The sequence below is a fragment of the Pseudotamlana agarivorans genome, assembly GCF_018860245.1.
Taxonomy (GTDB): Bacteria; Bacteroidota; Bacteroidia; order Flavobacteriales; family Flavobacteriaceae; genus Pseudotamlana; species Pseudotamlana agarivorans_A.
Map to the genome: position 1 here is coordinate 149,491 of NZ_JAHKPD010000008.1, position 18,606 is coordinate 168,096.

Annotated in this window: 17 protein-coding genes; 8 read left to right on the top strand and 9 right to left on the bottom strand. The window is 35.7% G+C overall.

All coding sequences use genetic code 11. The features are described 5' to 3' along the window. The first annotated feature begins 15 nt into the window (after nucleotides 1–15). Nucleotides 16–921, top strand: a complete 906-nt coding sequence (locus KO493_RS03415) for an alpha/beta hydrolase family protein (protein ID WP_216066544.1) — start codon at nucleotides 16–18, stop codon at nucleotides 919–921. 130 nt (nucleotides 922–1,051) lie between these two features. Then, nucleotides 1,052–2,320: an MFS transporter gene (locus KO493_RS03420; RefSeq protein WP_216066545.1), complete on the top strand. Its 1,269-nt coding sequence runs from the start codon at nucleotides 1,052–1,054 to the stop codon at nucleotides 2,318–2,320. Nucleotides 2,321–2,617: 297 nt separating this feature from the next. On the opposite strand, the gene KO493_RS03425 is transcribed toward KO493_RS03420, so the two are convergent. The 9 genes from KO493_RS03425 to recA form a co-directional block, all read right to left on the bottom strand. Next, nucleotides 2,618–3,373, bottom strand: a complete 756-nt coding sequence (locus tag KO493_RS03425; protein WP_216066546.1) for a UDP-2,3-diacylglucosamine diphosphatase — start codon at nucleotides 3,371–3,373, stop codon at nucleotides 2,618–2,620. Nucleotides 3,374–3,452: 79 nt separating this feature from the next. Continuing rightward, nucleotides 3,453–5,096: an FAD-dependent oxidoreductase gene (locus KO493_RS03430; RefSeq protein ID WP_216066547.1), complete on the bottom strand. Its 1,644-nt coding sequence runs from the start codon at nucleotides 5,094–5,096 to the stop codon at nucleotides 3,453–3,455. Nucleotides 5,097–5,258: 162 nt separating this feature from the next. Next, the gene (locus tag KO493_RS03435; RefSeq protein ID WP_216066548.1) at nucleotides 5,259–5,855 is read right to left on the bottom strand and encodes a hypothetical protein; all 597 of its coding nucleotides are present in this window, start codon (nucleotides 5,853–5,855) and stop codon (nucleotides 5,259–5,261) included. Between the two features lie 322 nt (nucleotides 5,856–6,177). Beyond that, entirely contained in the window at nucleotides 6,178–6,561 is a 384-nt protein-coding gene (locus tag KO493_RS03440; protein WP_216066549.1) for a VOC family protein, read from the bottom strand. Nucleotides 6,562–6,581: 20 nt separating this feature from the next. Continuing rightward, nucleotides 6,582–7,340 (bottom strand): hypothetical protein, encoded by a 759-nt coding sequence (locus KO493_RS03445; protein WP_216066550.1) that lies wholly within the window; start codon nucleotides 7,338–7,340, stop codon nucleotides 6,582–6,584. 245 nt (nucleotides 7,341–7,585) lie between these two features. Then, a complete protein-coding gene (locus KO493_RS03450; RefSeq protein ID WP_216066551.1) occupies nucleotides 7,586–9,025 on the bottom strand; it encodes a PorT family protein in 1,440 nt (479 codons plus the stop codon). Beyond that, complete coding sequence (locus tag KO493_RS03455; RefSeq protein WP_216066552.1) at nucleotides 9,025–9,567, bottom strand: RNA polymerase sigma factor; 543 nt, start codon at nucleotides 9,565–9,567, stop codon at nucleotides 9,025–9,027. The genes KO493_RS03450 and KO493_RS03455 overlap by 1 nt, the downstream gene beginning before the upstream one ends. 41 nt (nucleotides 9,568–9,608) lie before the next feature. Then, nucleotides 9,609–10,025: a hypothetical protein gene (locus KO493_RS03460; protein WP_216066553.1), complete on the bottom strand. Its 417-nt coding sequence runs from the start codon at nucleotides 10,023–10,025 to the stop codon at nucleotides 9,609–9,611. Nucleotides 10,026–10,152: 127 nt separating this feature from the next. After that, a complete protein-coding gene (gene recA, locus KO493_RS03465) occupies nucleotides 10,153–11,154 on the bottom strand; it encodes a recombinase RecA (protein ID WP_216066554.1) in 1,002 nt (333 codons plus the stop codon). A 344-nt stretch (nucleotides 11,155–11,498) separates the two neighbouring features. Here recA and trhO point away from each other — a divergent pair, with 344 nt between their 5' ends. The 6 genes from trhO to KO493_RS03495 all read left to right on the top strand — a co-directional run bounded on the left by trhO (nucleotide 11,499) and on the right by KO493_RS03495 (nucleotide 18,574). Beyond that, nucleotides 11,499–12,578 (top strand): oxygen-dependent tRNA uridine(34) hydroxylase TrhO, encoded by a 1,080-nt coding sequence (trhO, locus tag KO493_RS03470; protein WP_216066555.1) that lies wholly within the window; start codon nucleotides 11,499–11,501, stop codon nucleotides 12,576–12,578. Nucleotides 12,579–12,582: 4 nt separating this feature from the next. Next, nucleotides 12,583–13,827 carry a peptidase U32 family protein gene (locus KO493_RS03475; RefSeq protein ID WP_216066556.1) on the top strand — a complete coding sequence of 415 codons (1,245 nt, stop codon included), beginning with the start codon at nucleotides 12,583–12,585 and terminating at the stop codon, nucleotides 13,825–13,827. Further along, entirely contained in the window at nucleotides 13,827–14,057 is a 231-nt protein-coding gene (locus KO493_RS03480; RefSeq protein ID WP_216066557.1) for a ferredoxin, read from the top strand. Before KO493_RS03475 ends, KO493_RS03480 begins: the two co-directional genes overlap by 1 nt. A gap of 216 nt (nucleotides 14,058–14,273) precedes the next feature. Beyond that, on the top strand, nucleotides 14,274–15,686 hold the full coding sequence (locus KO493_RS03485) for a PSP1 domain-containing protein (RefSeq protein ID WP_216066558.1): 1,413 nt from the start codon (nucleotides 14,274–14,276) through the stop codon (nucleotides 15,684–15,686). Then, on the top strand, nucleotides 15,673–16,170 hold the full coding sequence (locus KO493_RS03490; protein ID WP_216066559.1) for a gliding motility lipoprotein GldH: 498 nt from the start codon (nucleotides 15,673–15,675) through the stop codon (nucleotides 16,168–16,170). The genes KO493_RS03485 and KO493_RS03490 overlap by 14 nt, the downstream gene beginning before the upstream one ends. A 58-nt stretch (nucleotides 16,171–16,228) precedes the next feature. Further along, a complete protein-coding gene (locus KO493_RS03495; protein ID WP_216066560.1) occupies nucleotides 16,229–18,574 on the top strand; it encodes a penicillin-binding protein 1A in 2,346 nt (781 codons plus the stop codon). The last annotated feature ends 32 nt before the right edge of the window (nucleotides 18,575–18,606 follow it).

An 18,606-nucleotide genomic window follows, 5' to 3' on the forward strand; every position in this document is an offset into this window, starting at 1 on the left:
TTTAATAGAAAAGAGATGTATAGATTTATTACAATTTTTGTTTTTCTACTTTCAATAAACTATGGAGTTGGGCAAAATGGAAAATTGTTATCTAAAAAATTGGTCGATATTTCAAAAACCCCTATTTGGAATAGGATTTCTGAAAACGACAAATTGCAGCCTGACTTTGATCATCTTAATAAGTTGAATTTTTACAATATCAATTATTTAAGTGATGATCTAAAAGTTCAAGGTCTTCTTGTTGAACCTAAAGAAGAAGGTAAATACCCCGTAGTTATTTTTAATCGTGGTGGTAATCGAGATTTTGGAAAGTTAACTATAGCCACTTTAATTTTTTATACCTCAAAGTTGGCAGCACAAGGTTATGTAGTTATTGGAAGTAATTATCGCAAAAATGATGCTTTTGGTGGTGCTGAAATTAATGATGTGTTATATTTAACAGAAACGATCAAAGCAATTGAAAGCGCCGATCCTAGTCGTATAGGCATGTATGGCTGGTCTCGGGGTGTTGTGATGACTTATTTGGCACTTCAGAAATCGAATGAGATAAAAACTGCAATTGTTGGAAACGGTCCATGTGATTTATTCGAATTAGCAAAATTTAGACCTGAATTGGAAACGAAAGTTTTTGCGGAATGTATTCCCAATTACTGGAAAAACAGAGAAATAGAACTAAAGAAACGTTCGGCAATCTTTTGGGCCGATGAATTAGATTTAAATAGTAGTCTGCTTATTTTAAGTGGGCAGTATGATAAACGAGTAAACCCAGAACAAGCAGATAGAATGGCGGGTAAATTAAAATCTGTGGGTTATGATTTTAAATTAATGAAGTTTGATACAGATCATTATTTTAGTGATAAAAAACCAGAATTGAATACATTGATTATCGATTGTTTTAATAATAGGTTGAAGCATCATTAAAGGTTTTATACTAAAATATTTAGAAAACGAAGTAATACAAATAAAATAAATTTCAACCGTATCATGTAAGGTTAATATCTTTCTGGTATAAATTAAAAAGGAGATTCCTGCCTTCGCAGGAATTTAGAACATGGCAAAAAAAGATCCCTACGCAGCACTCCGCATCAAAGAATTCAATATTTTTTTAATGGTTCGTTTTGCTTTAGTTTTTGGTTGGACCATGCAATTTATAGTGATCGAGTGGGAGGTTTATAGTTTAACTAAAGATCCGCTATCACTTGGAGTTATTGGTCTTATGGAAATTATTCCAGCCTTTACTATGGCTTTGTTTGCAGGACATATTGTCGATCAAAAGGAGAAACGAAATCTACTAGCGCTTTGTATTGCGGCTTTTTCGCTAATAAGTTTGGGCTTGTTTTTACTAACATGGGATGTTATTGTAGCTGGTTGGGATAAGCATACAATTCTATATTCGGTGTATGCTTTGGTGTTTTTTGGTGGGTTTTTACGTTCCTTTTTTGGACCCACCATTTTTTCTTTAGTGGCGCTTATCGTGCCTAAAAAAGTATATCCTAATGCCGCTACTTGGAACAGTTCGGTTTGGCAAATGGCTGCCGTTTTAGGGCCTGCATTAGGTGGTTTTGCCATTGGTTGGATGGGCGTGCATTGGGCTTTATGTATTGTTTTCGGCTTAGTGATGCTGTCCTTTTTTATTTTACTTCTAATAGACCGAAAACCTGTTTTGAATCCGAAAATAGGGGAGCCCGTTGTTGAAAGTTTAAAAGAAGGTGTGCGTTTTGTATTCAAAACTAAGGCTATTTTGGGCGCGATGACCCTTGATATGGTGGCCGTTTTATTTGGTGGTGCTATTGCGTTATTGCCTGTTTTTGCACAAGATATTTTAAAAGTAGGTAGTGAAGGTTTTGGGGTTTTAAGAGCCGCACCTGCTGTTGGCGCCTTTATTACCATGTTAATTACGGCGTATATTCCAATAAGTAAAAATGCTGGGATGAAGTTGCTCGTGGCTATTTTTGGTTTCGGATTGAGTATCATCACTTTCGGATTATCATCTATATTTTGGGTGTCTTTGTTGGCACTGTTTTTCAGCGGAATTACCGATGGGGTTTCTATGGTGATTCGCCAAACGATACTACAAATTAAAACGCCGGATCATATGCGTGGTCGTGTGTCTTCGGTAAATTCGATGTTTGTGGGGTCTTCTAACGAATTGGGCGCTTTTGAAAGTGGTGTAACGGCTAAACTGATGGGTGCCGCTACCGCAGTGGTTTTTGGGGGTGCTATGACCTTATTTACGGTAGTAACTACAGGTATTGTTTCTCCAACTTTTAGAAAACTTGACTTAACTAAAGATTTGGAAGCGCATGAAAATGCAGAATAATACCGGCTTTTATTGTTGAATTGAAAACTTTGACCGAAGACCGATGACGGAAGACTTGGGAAGACGTTGAAATTTTCAACTAAAAATAGTGTTCGAGCCTGCCTATCGGTAGACAGGCGCACTCGAGATTGGATGCTTTTTCACAGCGCTTCACAGAGGTTTCTCAGAGGCTCACAGAGCTTTTTTTAGACACAGATTACACAGATTTTCGCGCAAACCTTATGTTAGGCTCGTTTTTAACGAGTGCCGTCAAGGGTTTGTTTAATAATAGGCTTTAAATTTGTGAAAAGAACCTCTTTATTTATATGTTTCCAATGCCATAGTTTCACCATCAAAAACACCGTAGGTATAGTAGTTAATCCAGTCGCCTAAGTTGATGTATTTCGAGTTGTCGTTTAGGTCGATATTTAAAGGTAAATGGCGGTGCCCGAATACAAAATAATCACGGTGTTTCTCTTCCAGTTTACGCTTGCAATACTGGACGAGCCATTCATTGTCTTCACCAAGAAATTTAGCATCATCATCACCAGAAATCAATTTGTTTTTCACCGAAAGATGCTGCGCCATACGCACGCCTAAATCAGGATGCAGCCAACGAAACAACCATTTGCAAAACGGATTGGTAAACACCTTTTTCATGCGTTTATAACCTTTGTCGCCAGGGCCTAAACCATCGCCATGACCAATAAAAAACGTTTTATTGTTAAAAGTAAATTCTTTGGGTTTGTGGTAAACGGGAATGTTTAATTCTTCTTCAAAGTAACCGTTCATCCAAAGGTCGTGGTTGCCCACAAAGTAGTAAATAGGAATGCCAGAATCGCTAATTTCTGCGAGTTTACCTAAGGTTCTTGTAAAGCCTTTAGGGACAACGGTTTTGTATTCCATCCAGAAATCGAACATATCGCCAAGTAGGAAAATAGCAGCGGCGTCGTGTTTTACCTCGTCTAACCAGGCTACGAATTTCTTTTCACGAGGTCGCGAAACTTCAGCTGTTGGAGCGCCTAAATGATTATCGGACGCGAAATATATTTTTTTTCCTTTGGGGATTTGCATGGTGCAAAGATACTAATTCCCGAGCACGCGGGAATTTCGTTTTATTAAGATTTTTTCAGCTTTAAGCTTCGTTTTTAGCTTATTTGTTTTCTAATATTTGCCCAGATTTTATTAGTAAAGGCTGTAATTCCTTATAATTTACATCCTGTACTTTTACTTTATTCTGTATGGCTAGACTTGCAATTTGGGATGCTGATTCACCAAGAATCATAAACACAGGTTCCATTCTAATGCTACCATAAGCCGTATGAGAACTACTTACGCAAACGGGAACAATGAGGTTGGTGCATTCTGATGCCTTTGGTAAAATGGTGCCTTTATCAATTTTGTAAGGATGTGGTGGTTCAACGCCAATGTCTCCTTCATTTTCTACGTGGCCTTCGGCTGTAACATAGCGTTGTGTATTATGTGAATCTAAAGCGTAAGAGCCAACACCAATGGATGCGTTGGTATCAGATTTACCTAAAACATTATGTTCTGTCATCACATAATCACCAACCATACGTCGTGCTTCTCGAACATATAACTGATGTGGAAAACCGCCATTATCTGTAAATTCATCTTTAGGATACCCCCACTTTTGCATTTCTTCTCGAATCTTTTTAGGAACACGAGAATCGGTTGCAGTGAAATATAATAAGCCTTCTTGATAGCGACGATGCTCAATTGCAATGGCTTTTCTTTCTTCATATGAAGCTTCAGGGTAGTCGTAATTCATACCAATATTGTCCATACTAAAAGGCCCATGGTTATTCACATCGGTTTTTAAATTGGGGATGCCGTCAAATTTTTGAAAAGTAGCTTTCCAACCCTTTTTATATACACGAGCGAGTAGCTCGTAGTCCATAGGGTTATAGTCTTCGGGTTTAGAAATAGGAATTCTGTTATGAGGAACTTTGGTTAAGCACATTCTAAAACAGTAAGCTTCTACGCGATGATCGCCGTCTCCATTTTTACCCGGATTTTGGTTAGATATTTTAGCCAAGAGCCCAGACTCTTTATGTCTTGGACTTAGGTAAGGTGATATTTTTAACTTTTTAAAATTATGTTTATGTTGGTAAACTTCTTTTTGAACACCATTGTAAGTTTCGTTATAAACAGCATTTGATTCTCTACCTACATGATATGAGACCCCTGCAGCAGCCATAAGATCGCCTTCATACGTTGCATCAATAAAAATTTTGCCTTCAATTTTTTTTCCGCTTAAGGTGTAAAAACTTTTAATGGTTGTAGATGCTTTTATAATAGGCTTGTTGCGGTCTAGCCATTCTTCTTTTAATACTGTTATATTATTTTCTGCCACCCAAGTGTCAAAAATATGCTCTGCGGCATGCGGTTCAAAAACCCACATGGTTTTAGATTGTGTGTTTATTGCCGATGTTCCCTGGCCTTCACCGTGAAAGTCCTCCATGCTTTCCCAGTGCCATACCTTAATATCTTGATAATAATTGTATACTTTTTGGTAAAAAGTTTTTGAAAGTCCGCCAATTAAACGGCTATTTCCACTATCGGTATAGCCCAAACCAGAGGAGGAAACGCCTCCTAAATGTTTGTCGGGAGAAACAACAAGTACCGAGTGGCCAAGCTGTTTGGCTTTAACTGCAGCGACAATGGCCGAAGATGTACCTCCGTAAATTACAATATCTGCTTGGTGTGTTGTATTTGTCTGTGCTGTGCTGTTGAAATAGCATAGAACGATAAAAATCGATAAAATTGATTTCATGGATGGTGAGTTAGAGGGTTAGATGCAGTTTTTAATAAAAGAAACGTTATTTTATTTCCTTTTAGAAATTGCAGGTTGTAAAGATACTAATTCATTCGTTTCTTATATTCTTGTATCGTAAACCATCCAATAATAACGAGTGCGACTTAGTATTAGGTGTTTTTAGTCTATAGAGGCATCCAAAACATAGGAGATGTCTTCAAGACCGAAATATGTATAAATTTCGGCATCAGGTTTTATAAGTAAGTGGTTTGTTTTAAATTCGGAATCTTTAAAAAACAACCTTTCAAGTACGTTGTATTGATCTAAATATATGTGATTTTTTGCTTGAGGTTCCACTCGCGATGTTTTGGTGCCAATTAGGAAAGATTGATAGCGATTAGCGTTGGTTTTTATCCATTTCCAATATTTTTTGTTTTTGGAGTCCCTGTAAATAGCCTTGTCATTATTGCTATACAAGTGTATCATTGTCTTTATTTCTGGATTAAATTCAGTACCAACCATTTTTTTTAATAACATGTTTATTTGGTGAAATTGAATTGAATCAAGTTTGCCTATTTTTTTATGACGATAAACCTGCTCAATGCGTAAGGTATCATTTTCAATAGTTTTAGTGTATATTTTTCGCTTGTCTAGTGATTTAAATTGAGCTTCGGTTATTAAGTTGTCTTGAAAGTAATACTGTTTTTTCTTGCTGAAGTTTTGGCTAAAACAAGCCACTGAAATTAGAAAAACTAAGGTTGTTAAATTGATCTTCATAAATATGCTAAGCTTTATTGTGTCTAAATTATTAAGAAAATTAAGGGTTTTAAAGAAAATAAGAACTGTTTATTTCTAAAATATGGAAACTCGTTAAAATAGGGGCTTGGTGATTAATTACCTGCCAATTTTTTGGTTTTAGAACAAAAAAAAAGAAGTAATTTCAATTTGACATATCGTTTAATTGTATTTTTTAATGTGAAGCTTTTATGAGATAGTAGGTAGTTTCTAATCGAGTTTTTTTTCTTATTTCATTAATTTTTTTTGTATTAAACAGTTTCTCAAACTGATGTGTTTTAAGAAGGAGTAAAACTTATAGGGCCTAAACATCGTCGTTCACTTCAACCCAATACCCATTATTGTCTTGGAAGTAAATCTGCTTAATTCGGTCTTTTCGAATATAATCTTTGTTTGGGGTGCCCAGCCAATCGGAGTAATCGATATTTAAAGTTTCTAGATGCTTTATAAAGGTATCTAATTGAGAGGTGGCTAGAGCAAAATGAACGGCTTTATTGGTTTTAATTTCGGCATCTGGACGCGGAATTAAGTGCAGTTGTTTGCCTTGGCCAAGGATGAGCCATCTTGTTTTTGAATTGGAAGCCGTATTCTTAATTTCTTTAAGCCCTAGTACCTTTTGATAGAAAGCTACAGCTTCGTTAACATCTTTTACGGAAAGGGCAATGTGATTAATTGAAAAATCTAACATTTTAAAGTTGTTTTTTACTGTTATTCAAACTCGACCTCGGTATCGAAAAACTTAGGATCGCTCATCATTTGGTATAAATTGGCGTTGATTTCTATGCCTTTAAAATCAGATAAAACTTTGGCGTTTTGGTTGCTAACTTTTTTAATGCGGTAAGGAAAAGTGTATTTTAGCTTAAAACGCATGAGGTTAGCCATTGGGTTATCGGCAGTCATGGTCGTATCTTTTTCTTTTTCCGATTTAGCTAAGGCTTCTGGGCTAATATTAAGTGTAAATTTATCCTTGTTAAAAGTGGTTTCGAAGGAATCGTTGATATTAAATATCTCGTCGGTTTTACTTTTATCGGTAGTTTTCATTTTGTTGCCTATTAGATCTAATTCCTGAATGTCTTGGTCTCTAAGTTTTTCACTAAATAGGGCCAAATCCTCTAAGTTTTTAAAATCGTAATTAATCTTCATTTTAAATTGGTTAGTAGTTGTATCGGATTTTATATCAATACTATAGGCTTCCAATTGTTTGAGTTTAGCTTGTTTTTCTGGACTTAATTTGGAGATGCTGTCTTTTTTTAATTCTAAGATATCGGCAAAGACAATTAGTGAATCTATTTGTTCTTTTTTTGAATCGCTTTCGGCAGCGGCACCCATGTGCATCATTTCAGAGAGGTCGAAGCCTAAGCTATATTGTCCGCTTTGGTCGGCATTGAAGTGCACTTCTTGAACAACTTCACAGCTGCATAGATTAAAGATTAAAGTTAAAATGAAGAGGGATTTAATTGATCTCATGTTTGGTTTGATTATTTGATATTGTAAATATAGTACGACAGCCTCGGTTACTCACAACATTGGGTATTAAATATTTTAAAATGTTGATACGTGATTTTATCCTAACTGCGCTCAAAAAACCTTCTAGTCGTGTAATTACTTAAAATAGTATCAATAAAAAACCTCTCCTTTTTTAAAAAGAGAGGTTTTAGTAAAAATTGGTTTTCATGTAAAAAAACCAAGGGAACTAGGCCCTAACCAAAAGCCTAGAATTTAATAGAGAATCCAGTATAGACACCAATAAAAAAGGGTGTAAAATTTCCGGACGTATTATCGAAAGTGTTAAATTGATATTTAAACATAGGTTCTAAATTCAAGTCCACTTTTTTAGAAAACTTATAATTTAAACCGAGCCCGAGGTTAGCACTATAGCTCGTATCATTTATGTTATTGGCTTCACCCAAATAGGTGCTTGTGCCATCTTCTCCATTGGAAATTATTTCATTGTCACTTAAAAAGAAAGAACTAAAACCACCTATAATATTAACTCCAAAGCGTTTTTGAGACAGGGCATATTGAATTTCTAAAGGCACTTCTATATAATCGAAAGTCTGATGGATTGAAACGTTTGTTGTAGATATCGTTTGCGGAAAATTGCTTTGGGTATCTGCACTCGTTACTGAAATATTATCAGCCGAACTATTTACATTTTTTAAAGCACTAACACCTGCGCCTCTAGATTCGTAAACCACAACATTATTGGTGTTGTAACCTAAGTTTACCTTATTAATTCCAGAACGTATTTTAACGCGGTTATTAACGGCATAACTGGTTGAAATACCGTAACTCATGTTAATATCTCCAGTTTTATTGTTGTTAGAAAATTGCTGGTCTATAGACGAGCCTTCTCCTAAACTATTAAAATATACAGGTGCGACATTTGGAGATACGCTCCATTTATTTTGGTTTTTCTCTGCGTTAACTTTGGTTTTATTCTCGGCCATCGCTTCTTCAATAGTAAGCATGTTTTTGTTTGAAGTAGGATTCACTTCCGCAATAGCGTTATTATTTTTTGAAACTGCAGCAATATGAGATTTTGCGTCTTCTTTATCGATTAGAAAAGCATGATTGTTTTTTACCCTGTGCTTCTTTTGAGTTGATGTTGCTAGAGCAGTGTTAGAATTTTTGTTTTCAGTAAAATCGTTTTCTGTCTGGATTTCTTTATTAGCATGCGCCAGTGTTGTGTTTTTCTTGTAAATAGTAGGTTTCTGCTTTGCTAAAGGAGTGGCCGATGTATTAATTTTTTTTTCTTCTGAATTTTTAGCAACTGCCAAAACTTTTGAAGGTGTTGTTGGCTTGTTAACCGATTGTACTTTTTCTGAAATTATGTTGGCCTCTTTTGAACTGCCTGTTGGTGCTTTAGAATCTGTTATAGCTGAAGCATCTTCAATAATAACCGCATTAGTATCTACTACTTGATTAGTAGGGCTTTCTTCTTCATTAAAAAATAGGTTTCCAGCAGTTATAAAAAGCAAAAGTAGAGCTGCTACACCTGCATAGCGCCACCAAATTGGGATCACACGGCGTTTTTCTTCTTTAGCATTAAGCTTAGCTTCTATATTTTTCCACACGGCATCGCTAGGCGCAGATTCAAAGTCTTTAAAGCTTTCCTGAAATAACCGGTCTATGTGTTTCTTTTCAGCCATTATAGTGATTGTAAGTGTTCTGTATTTTGGTAATCTTCAATTGTTGTTTTTAAAATCATTCTTGCGCGTGCTAAGTTTGATTTTGAGGTGCCAATATTTATATTTAACAGGTCTGCTATTTCTTTATGAGAATAACCGTCTAATACGTATAGATTAAAAACCAAACGGTAACGGTCTGGCAAATCTTGAATAATTTTTAGTAGATAATCGATGGAAACTTGGTCTTCGTCAATTTCAATTTCTACGTCTTCAATGGCATGTTCATTTACAAGGTCGAATACTTTCTCGGTACGGTAACGCTGTAAAACAGTGTTTACTGTAATGCGTTTAAGCCAGCCTTCAAAGGAACCTTTATTTTTATATTGCCCTATTTTTTTAAAAATTGTTAAAAACGCATCCTGCAGATTGTCTTCTGCTTCTGCACGATTGCGCGAATACTTCAGGCTTATGGCGAATAACTTACTGGAAAACAGCTTGTATAATTCGCCTTGGGCTTTTGTATTGTTGGCTTTACAATTTTCTATGAGCAAATCTAAACTCAAATGCAACAGGTTTAAAATGAATACTTAAAGTTACTAAATAGTTATGGGGTATCTATTACAGGAACTTCAATTTCCAGATATACATTTTCTCCATCCTCATCTTCACCTTGCCAGAATTTAAAAATATAAGAACCATTGCTAGTAGGTGTGAAATTAAAACGGTTGCTTACTAGAATATCATCGGTTGGGTCGCAATTGTTGTAATCAAATTCCAAATTATTTGGGGCTACGGTACGTTCGTTATTGTCTTTTTTGTAATAAAAATTATAGAACTGATAACAGGATGTAGGTTGGTAGTAAAATACTTCGATGGTATAGACTTTTCCCAATTCAAATTCTGCAGGGATATCTACGCTATCAACTGGTAGGATGGCCGAACGAAAGGCGACCCCTTCATCGTCGGTACTACATGATACAAATAAGGCTAGTGATAAAAAAAGTGCTATTAATCTTTTCATGGCTATTTTCAATTTAGTGTTATACATGTTTCTATGTAGATGCTCATGAATTGAAAAGGTTGCGTAACTAGCAAAAAAAATCCCGAATTAACGGGATTTTAAAGTATTATACCAAATTAAATTGGTATTACATTTCTGAAACTATTTTTCGAACCTTAGCTTCAAGTTCTTCCATAAGTTCCGGATTATCTTTTATTAAGGCTTTAACCGCGTCTCGACCTTGACCGAGTTTCGTTTCTTCGTAGCTAAACCAAGAACCACTCTTTTTAACGATTTCGTGTTCCACAGCTAAATCTAAAATCTCTCCAACTTTAGAAACGCCTTCACCGTACATAATGTCGAATTCGGCCGTTTTAAAAGGCGGTGCTACTTTATTTTTTACCACTTTTACTCTGGTTTTGTTACCTGCAACATCACCGTTAGTTTCTTTAATTTGTGTAGAACGTCTAATATCTAATCTTACCGAAGCGTAGAATTTTAAGGCATTACCACCAGTGGTTGTTTCTGGGTTTCCAAACATCACACCAATTTTTTCACGTAATTGGTTAATGAATATTACCGTACACTTGGTTTTACTAATAGATCCTGTAAGTTTTCTTAAGGCTTGTGACATTAATCGCGCGTGAAGTCCCATTTTAGAGTCTCCCATTTCACCTTCAATTTCACTTTTTGGTGTTAAGGCAGCAACAGAATCGATTACCACAATATCAATAGCGCCAGAACGGATTAAATTATCGGCAATTTCTAAAGCTTGCTCACCGTTATCTGGTTGTGAAATAATTAAGTTGTCAATATCAACGCCTAATTTTTCAGCATAAAAACGATCAAAAGCATGCTCGGCATCAATAAATGCAGCAATACCTCCAGCTTTTTGAGCTTCCGCAATAGCGTGTAATGTTAAAGTGGTTTTACCCGATGATTCCGGACCGTAAATTTCAATAACTCTACCGCGAGGATATCCGCCAACGCCTAAAGCAATATCTAAACCTAATGAACCAGAAGGAATGGCTTCGACATCTACAATAGCAGAATCGCTCATTTTCATTACTGTTCCCTTTCCGTAGGCCTTATCTAATTTGTCTAATGTAAGTTTTAGTGCTTTTAATTTTGCTTCTTTTTCGCTGCTCATGGCTTTGTTTTTTTACTGAAAATTGGAAGGCTAAAATACTATAAGTTTTGGCATAACACAATAATAGTTTTCAACATAAATTCATAGAAATTAGAATCATAAATTTTATTCAATTCATGAAATATGCGATGCCTACGCAACCTTTTTAAGTTTTATGCATCTTCTTTATAAATAAGAAATTATTTTATTGCTATGAAATAGTGGAATTAGAGTGACTAACTCATTTTTAAGCACTTAAGCTTCGGTTTAAGTGCTTTTTTCATTCGAAAAAGGAAGATTCTCATAGAAAATCGTACCTTTGCCCCTTCAAAAAATAGTCTTTAACCTTATAAAATTAGTATAGCATGCAACTGTACAATAAATTAAGTGCCAAAGAAAGAGCAGAATTAATCGAAAAAGCCGGAAAGGATCGATTAACACTTTCTTTTTATCAATATGCCAAAATTGGCAATCCTCAAGAATTTCGTGATCAATTATTTATAGTTTGGGATAAACTAGACGTTTTAGGACGTATTTATGTGGCTACCGAAGGTATAAATGGGCAGTTGTCGTTACCTGCCGATCGTTTTAATGAATTTAAAGCACATTTAGATACCATTGCTTTTTTAAAAGATATCCGTTTAAACATTGCTGTAGAGCAGGACAACATGTCTTTTTTAAAGCTGAAAGTAAAAGTACGTAACAAAATTGTTGCCGACGGATTAAATGATGATACCTTCGATGTAACCAACAAAGGGGTTCATGTTGCTGCCAACGATTTTAATGCATTAATTGAAGATGAAAACACCGTATTGGTTGATATGCGAAACCATTACGAAAGTGAAATTGGTCATTTTAAAAATGCCATCACACCTGATGTTGATACTTTTAGAGAGTCGTTAGATATTATTGAAGACGATTTAAAAGACCATAAAGAAGATAAAAACTTGGTAATGTATTGTACTGGTGGAATCCGTTGTGAAAAAGCAAGTGCATATTTTAAGCATAAAGGCTTTAAAAACGTGTTTCAGCTAGAAGGTGGTATTATAGAATACACCAGACAGATTAATGAAGATGGACTTGAAAATAAATTCATAGGCAAGAACTTTGTTTTTGATGAACGTCGCGCCGAAAAAATTAGTGACGATGTCATTGCTTGTTGCCACCAATGTGGAAGTCCAGCCGATATCCATACCAACTGTGCTAACGATGCCTGCCATCTACTTTTTATCCAATGTGATTCTTGTAAGGCGGAAATGGATAATTGTTGTTCAATAAACTGCAAAGAAATTCATGCCTTACCTTTCGAGGCGCAAAAAGCATTGCGTAAAGGGCAATCTAATAGTAACGATATTTTCAAAAAAGGACGTGCCGATCACTTACCTTATAAAAAAGATTTACGTAATATTTTCGAAACACTTAAAGTAGACGAAATTAAAAAGTAGGGTTATGCAAAAGATAGAATTAATGGCGCCAGCGGGAAATTTTGAATCCCTACAGGCCGCCTTAGATAATGGCGCAGATTCCGTTTATTTTGGTGTAGAACAACTCAATATGCGTGCTCGAGCAACGGTGAATTTCACTTTAGATGATTTAGATGAAATCGTAAAACGTTGTGAAGCAAAAAATGTAAGAAGCTATTTAACGCTGAATACTATTATTTACGATCATGATTTATCGATTGTAAAAACCTTAGTCAAGAAAGCGAAGGAGGCGAAGATTACTGCGGTAATCGCAATGGATCAAGCCGTAATTTCTATGGCACGTGAAGTGGGGGTGGAAGTGCATATTTCTACCCAAATTAATATCACTAATATTGAAACGGTTAAATTTTACGCCATGTTTGCCGATACCATGGTGCTGAGTCGCGAGTTAAGCTTGCGTCAGGTTAAAATGATTACCGAGCAAATAGAAAAAGAACAAATCAAAGGACCTTCAGGTAGACTTGTTGAAATAGAAATTTTTGGTCATGGTGCTTTGTGTATGGCCGTTTCAGGGAAGTGTTATTTGAGTTTACATTCCGATAATTCTTCAGCCAATCGTGGTGCTTGTAAGCAAAATTGCAGAAAAAAATATACGGTTGTCGACCAAGAAACCGGTTTTGAAATGGAGCTCGATAACGAATATATCATGTCTCCAAAAGATTTGTGTACCATCGATTTTTTAAATGAAGTTGCCGATGCAGGAATTAAGGTTTTAAAAATTGAAGGCCGTGGTCGTGCGCCAGAATATGTAGCGAAAGTTATTAAGTGTTACCGTGAGGCTATCGATAGTATTGAAAATGGTACCTATAGCAAGGAAGAAGTTATCGAATGGATGAAAACCTTGGAGACTGTTTATAATCGTGGTTTCTGGAGTGGTTATTATTTAGGTCAGAAATTGGGCGAATGGAGTAAAGGCTCTGGATCTCATGCCACTCAAAAGAAAGTGTATATTGGAAAAGGCACCCATTACTTTCCAAAGGCTGAAGTTGGGGAGTTTAAAATTGAAGCTTACAACATTAACGTTGGCGATACCATTTTAATCACAGGGCCATCAACAGGGGCTCAGGAATTTGTTGTTGAATCATTTTTTGTGAACGATCAAAAATTAAGTGAAGGTAAAAAAGGCGATATGGTAACGATTAAATTACCATTTAGAATTCGCCAATCGGATAAACTTTATAAGATTGTTGAAAATAAAGTTGAAGCCTAATGGTTGTTATTACCCTACAGCGGAAAAAATGTATTGGTTGCAATTACTGTGTGGAGTTGGCCCCTAGCCAGTTTCAAATGTCTAAAAAAGACGGAAAAACAGTTTTGCTTCATGGTCAGGATAAAAAAGGCTTTTTTACACTAAAATCTAACGATGAACTTATTTTCGATGATTGTGATAATGCGGCTAAGGCTTGTCCTGTAAAAATTATATCCGTGAAACAGATTTAGCCTGCTGGCAAGTGTCGTATTTACTGTGCAGCGAACTATATTTTAATCTTCTTTTATAAGTCTTTAGAATAATCATATCTTTACGTCGCAAATGTTTTTTGGAAATTAGTTTCAGAATCCTAACAAAATATGTTCTTCACCTAAAAGTGATTAACAGATAATTTATAAATCTTCATTCGTAATAAGTTAATTATTAGCGAATTCAATATATAATATATGGCTTGCGCAAGTTGCTCAACAAAAGACGGCTCACCTAAAGGCTGCAAAAATAATGGTACTTGTGGTACAGATAGTTGTAATAAACTAACGGTATTCGATTGGCTTTCAAACATGTCGCTTCCTGGTGGCGAAGCCCCATTTAACTGGGTTGAGGTACGTTATAAAAACGGTAGAAAAGAATATTACAAGAATTTAGAAAACCTAACTTTAAGCATTGGCGATATAGTTGCTACTCAGGCTAAAGCGGGTCATGATATAGGTATGGTTACCCTTACGGGGGAATTGGTGCGTGTTCAAATGAAACGTAAAAATATATCTACCAAAGCAGCCGATATTCTTAAAGTTTACCGAAAAGCTAGTCAGAAAGATATTGATATTTGGCAAACCGCTCGCGAGCGTGAAGAAGCCATGAAGGTTAAAGCGCGACAGTTTGCTATCGATCTGAAATTACAAATGAAAATTTCAGATATTGAATTTCAAGGTGATGCTAGTAAAGCCACCTTTTATTATACCGCTGAAGATCGTGTTGATTTCCGTGAATTAATCAAGGTTTTTGCCCGTGAGTTTAGAACGCGTATCGAAATGAAACAAGTTGGTTTCCGTCAAGAAGCGGCTAGACTTGGTGGTATAGGTTCTTGTGGACGTGAGTTATGTTGCTCTACTTGGTTAACCGATTTTCGTTCGGTTAGTACTTCTGCAGCGCGTTACCAGCAATTATCTTTAAACCCGCAGAAACTTGCAGGACAATGCGGAAAGCTTAAATGTTGTTTAAACTATGAGTTGGATACTTACCTCGATGCTTTAAAAAGTTTTCCAAAATCGGATATCAAATTATATACCGAAAAAGGTACTGCTGTTTGTCAGAAAACCGATATTTTTAAGGGGCATATGTGGTATGCGTACGAAGGTGAATGGATGAATTGGCATAAAATAACTACAGCACATGCCAATGAAATTATTGAAATTAATAAGAAACGCGAAAAAATTACAAGTCTTGAAGAATATGCTTTAGATCTTATTGAAGAGGATACTAAAACCGAATTTGAGAACGTTGTAGGTCAAGATAGTTTAACGCGCTTTGATAGTCCAAAACCGACTAAAAAACGTAAAAACAATAGACGCAAAAAAGCTGGGGCTCCAGCGAAAAAGGATGCGGCTCAATCGCAGGGTGGAAAAAATACACCTGCTAGAAATCAAAAGAAAACGCAGGCTAATAAAAATACAGATCCTAATAAACCAAAGCCAAAACCAAGACAACGTCCTAATAGGCCAAATAAACCAAAGGCAGAAGGTGGAGAAGCTAATAAGCCGAACCCTAACCAAAATAAGAGTAGAAATAGGAACAATAGAAGAAAGCCTAATAACAATAATCAGAATAAACCTCAAAACAGTAAAAATGCTGAAAAATAGAGACTTATTACTTTTAGTATTACTTTTTTTTAGTTTGGTATCTTGCAACTCCCAATATTATTTTGATGAGTATAAGCCGGTGCCTAAAAAATGGCATAAAGATTCCATTGTTAGCTTTAAAATCATTCCACCAGATTCCATAAATCTTTATAATCTATTTGTAAACCTTAGAAATACAAGTGCTTATAAGTACAGTAATTTATTTCTAATAGTCGAAATGGCTTTTCCTCATGGTAAAATTATAACAGATACCTTAGAATATAAGATGGCCGAACCAAGTGGTAAGTTTCTAGGAACTGGCTATTCAGACATTAAAGAAAATAAATTGTGGTATAAAGAACATGTTATTTTTAGCGAATCTGGCGAGTATGAAGTTAAAATCCAGCAAGCAATGCGTGAAAACGGTATGGTAAATGGCGTAGAGGAATTGGAAGGAATTACAGATGTTGGATTTAGTATTGAACATAAAAGACTTAAAAAATAGTTAGCATCATCTATTTTGTAAATGCGAAATAGTTTTAAGATGTATTAATACATAGTGCATGGCAACAGCAAAAAAAGAAACAAAGAAAGGTCAAGATTTTTCATCCTATATTCGCTGGTTTTGGATCTTGTTTTTAGGAGGTATACTTACAATTGTATTTATCTTTTTATTAGCATCGTGGGGTGCTTTTGGTGAAATGCCCGATCATACCGTTTTAGAAAACCCTAAAACAAATTTAGCTACCGAAATTATTTCTTCAGATGGAAAAACTTTAGGTAAATTCTATTTTAATGATAATAGAACACCTGTAAGTTATAATGATTTATCAAAAAATTTAGTGGACGCATTAATAGCAACCGAAGATGCGCGTTTTCATGAGCATTCAGGAATAGATGCACGTGGTACGATAAGGGCTGCGGTTTATATGGGTAAAAATGGTGGAGCAAGTACCATTTCTCAGCAATTGGCTAAGCTTTTATTTCATAAGAGAGAGAAAGCTAATTTGGTTGAAAAATTATCTCAGAAAGTTAGAGAATGGATTATTGCCATTCGTTTAGAACGCCAATACACTAAAGAAGAGATTATCGCCCAGTATTTTAATATCTATGATTTTGGGAATAATGCCGATGGTATTCGTAGTGCTTCAAGAATCTATTTCAATAAGGAGCCTAAAGAATTAAACATTAAGGAATCGGCGATGTTGGTGGGCATGTTTAAAAATTCATCATTATACAACCCTAGACCAGAGCGTAATCCAGTAGGTGTAAAAAACCGTAGAAATGTGGTGTTATCCCAAATGTATAAATATGATTTCATTACTGAAAAAGTTAAAGATTCACTTAAAAATACAGAATTAGACTTGGATTATTCACCAGAATCGCATCGTGAAGGTATTGCGACTTATTTTAGAGGCTATTTAGATGGTTTTATGAAGGATTGGATAAAAAATAATCCAAAACCAGATGGTACTAAGTGGAATTTATATAATGATGGTTTAAAGATTTATACGACTATCGATTCACGTATGCAAACTTACGCTGAGGATGCCGTACAACAGCACATGCCAAGGTTACAAGCTGAATTTTTTCATCAAAACACACCAGACAGAAATCCAACAGCGCCATTTTTAGATTTAGAACCTGAAGAGGAAAAAGCTTTAATGCGTCGCTCCATGCGTCAATCAGAACGTTGGAGACATATGAAATACGATTTGAAAAAATCGAATGAGGAGATTGAGGAATCATTTAAGAAACCTATTAAAATGTCTGTTTTTAAATGGGTAGACGGTAAGCCGTCTGAGGTTGATACGCTAATGAAACCTATGGATTCTATGCGTTATTATAAATCGTTTTTAAGAACAGGTATGATGTCTATGGATCCGCAAACAGGCCATGTGAAAGCGTGGGTAGGTGGTATGAACTATAGACATTTTCAATACGATATGGTAAAACAAGGACGTCGTCAAGTGGGTTCTACTTTTAAGCCATTTGTTTATGCTACAGCTATTGATCAGTTACATTTTTCACCTTGCGATGAATTGCCAGATACACCATTTTGTATTGAAGCCGGTAAATTTGGAAACCCAGAAGCCTGGTGCCCTAAAAATGCAGGGGATTCGTATGGAGGTATAAGAACATTAAAAGATGCTTTGGCAAACTCGGTAAATACAATTACGGCTCAATTAATTGATAAGGTTGGTCCACAAACCGTGGTAGATTTGGTTAAAAAATTAGGGGTCCAGTCGGAGATCCCAGCGGTGCCATCTATTGCATTAGGAACTACAGATATTAGTGTTTACGATATGGTTGGTGCTTATTCTACCTTTGCCAATCAAGGGGTGTATACCAAACCGGTTATGGTTTTAAATATTGAAGATAAAAATGGTACGGTGTTATATCAGTTTACACCAGAGACCCGTGATGTTTTAAATGCTGAAACAGCTTACGTAACAGTAAAACTTATGGAAGGGGTAACCCAATCAGGTTCTGGTGCTCGATTAAGAGGAAAAGGACGTGATGCTTATCGTGCCGATTATAAAGAAATTATTACAGGTTATCCTTATGAATTTACCAATCCTATTGCAGGAAAAACAGGAACCACACAAAACCAAAGTGATGGTTGGTTTATGGGTATGGTACCTAATTTAGTAACGGGCGTTTGGGTAGGAGCCGAAGATCGTGCAGCACACTTTAAAACCATTACTTACGGACAAGGCGCGGCTATGGCCTTACCAATTTGGGGTGTATATATGAAGAGTTGTTATGCCGATAAAGCGTTAGAAATTTCTAAAAAAGATTTTGTAGCTCCAGATAATTTATCAATTAATGTCGATTGTTCCACCGTCTCAGATTCAGAAGTTACAGAAGATTCAACTGAAGATCGTTTAGATGAATTAGAGTTTTAAAATCGGTCTCTATATTTTTAAGGGCTTTTTGA

Bases quoted from the DNA above. Each gene is read 5' to 3' on its own strand.
- KO493_RS03415 (WP_216066544.1), top strand. From the start codon at position 16: ATGTATAGATTTATTACAATTTTTGTTTTTCTACTTTCAATAAACTAT.
- KO493_RS03420 (WP_216066545.1), top strand. From the start codon at position 1,052: ATGGCAAAAAAAGATCCCTACGCAGCACTCCGCATCAAAGAATTCAAT.
- KO493_RS03425 (WP_216066546.1), bottom strand. From the start codon at position 3,373: ATGCAAATCCCCAAAGGAAAAAAAATATATTTCGCGTCCGATAATCAT.
- KO493_RS03430 (WP_216066547.1), bottom strand. From the start codon at position 5,096: ATGAAATCAATTTTATCGATTTTTATCGTTCTATGCTATTTCAACAGC.
- KO493_RS03435 (WP_216066548.1), bottom strand. From the start codon at position 5,855: ATGAAGATCAATTTAACAACCTTAGTTTTTCTAATTTCAGTGGCTTGT.
- KO493_RS03440 (WP_216066549.1), bottom strand. From the start codon at position 6,561: ATGTTAGATTTTTCAATTAATCACATTGCCCTTTCCGTAAAAGATGTT.
- KO493_RS03445 (WP_216066550.1), bottom strand. From the start codon at position 7,340: ATGAGATCAATTAAATCCCTCTTCATTTTAACTTTAATCTTTAATCTA.
- KO493_RS03450 (WP_216066551.1), bottom strand. From the start codon at position 9,025: ATGGCTGAAAAGAAACACATAGACCGGTTATTTCAGGAAAGCTTTAAA.
- KO493_RS03460 (WP_216066553.1), bottom strand. From the start codon at position 10,025: ATGAAAAGATTAATAGCACTTTTTTTATCACTAGCCTTATTTGTATCA.
- recA (WP_216066554.1), bottom strand. From the start codon at position 11,154: ATGAGCAGCGAAAAAGAAGCAAAATTAAAAGCACTAAAACTTACATTA.
- trhO (WP_216066555.1), top strand. From the start codon at position 11,499: ATGCAACTGTACAATAAATTAAGTGCCAAAGAAAGAGCAGAATTAATC.
- KO493_RS03475 (WP_216066556.1), top strand. From the start codon at position 12,583: ATGCAAAAGATAGAATTAATGGCGCCAGCGGGAAATTTTGAATCCCTA.
- KO493_RS03480 (WP_216066557.1), top strand. From the start codon at position 13,827: ATGGTTGTTATTACCCTACAGCGGAAAAAATGTATTGGTTGCAATTAC.
- KO493_RS03485 (WP_216066558.1), top strand. From the start codon at position 14,274: ATGGCTTGCGCAAGTTGCTCAACAAAAGACGGCTCACCTAAAGGCTGC.
- KO493_RS03490 (WP_216066559.1), top strand. From the start codon at position 15,673: ATGCTGAAAAATAGAGACTTATTACTTTTAGTATTACTTTTTTTTAGT.
- KO493_RS03495 (WP_216066560.1), top strand. From the start codon at position 16,229: ATGGCAACAGCAAAAAAAGAAACAAAGAAAGGTCAAGATTTTTCATCC.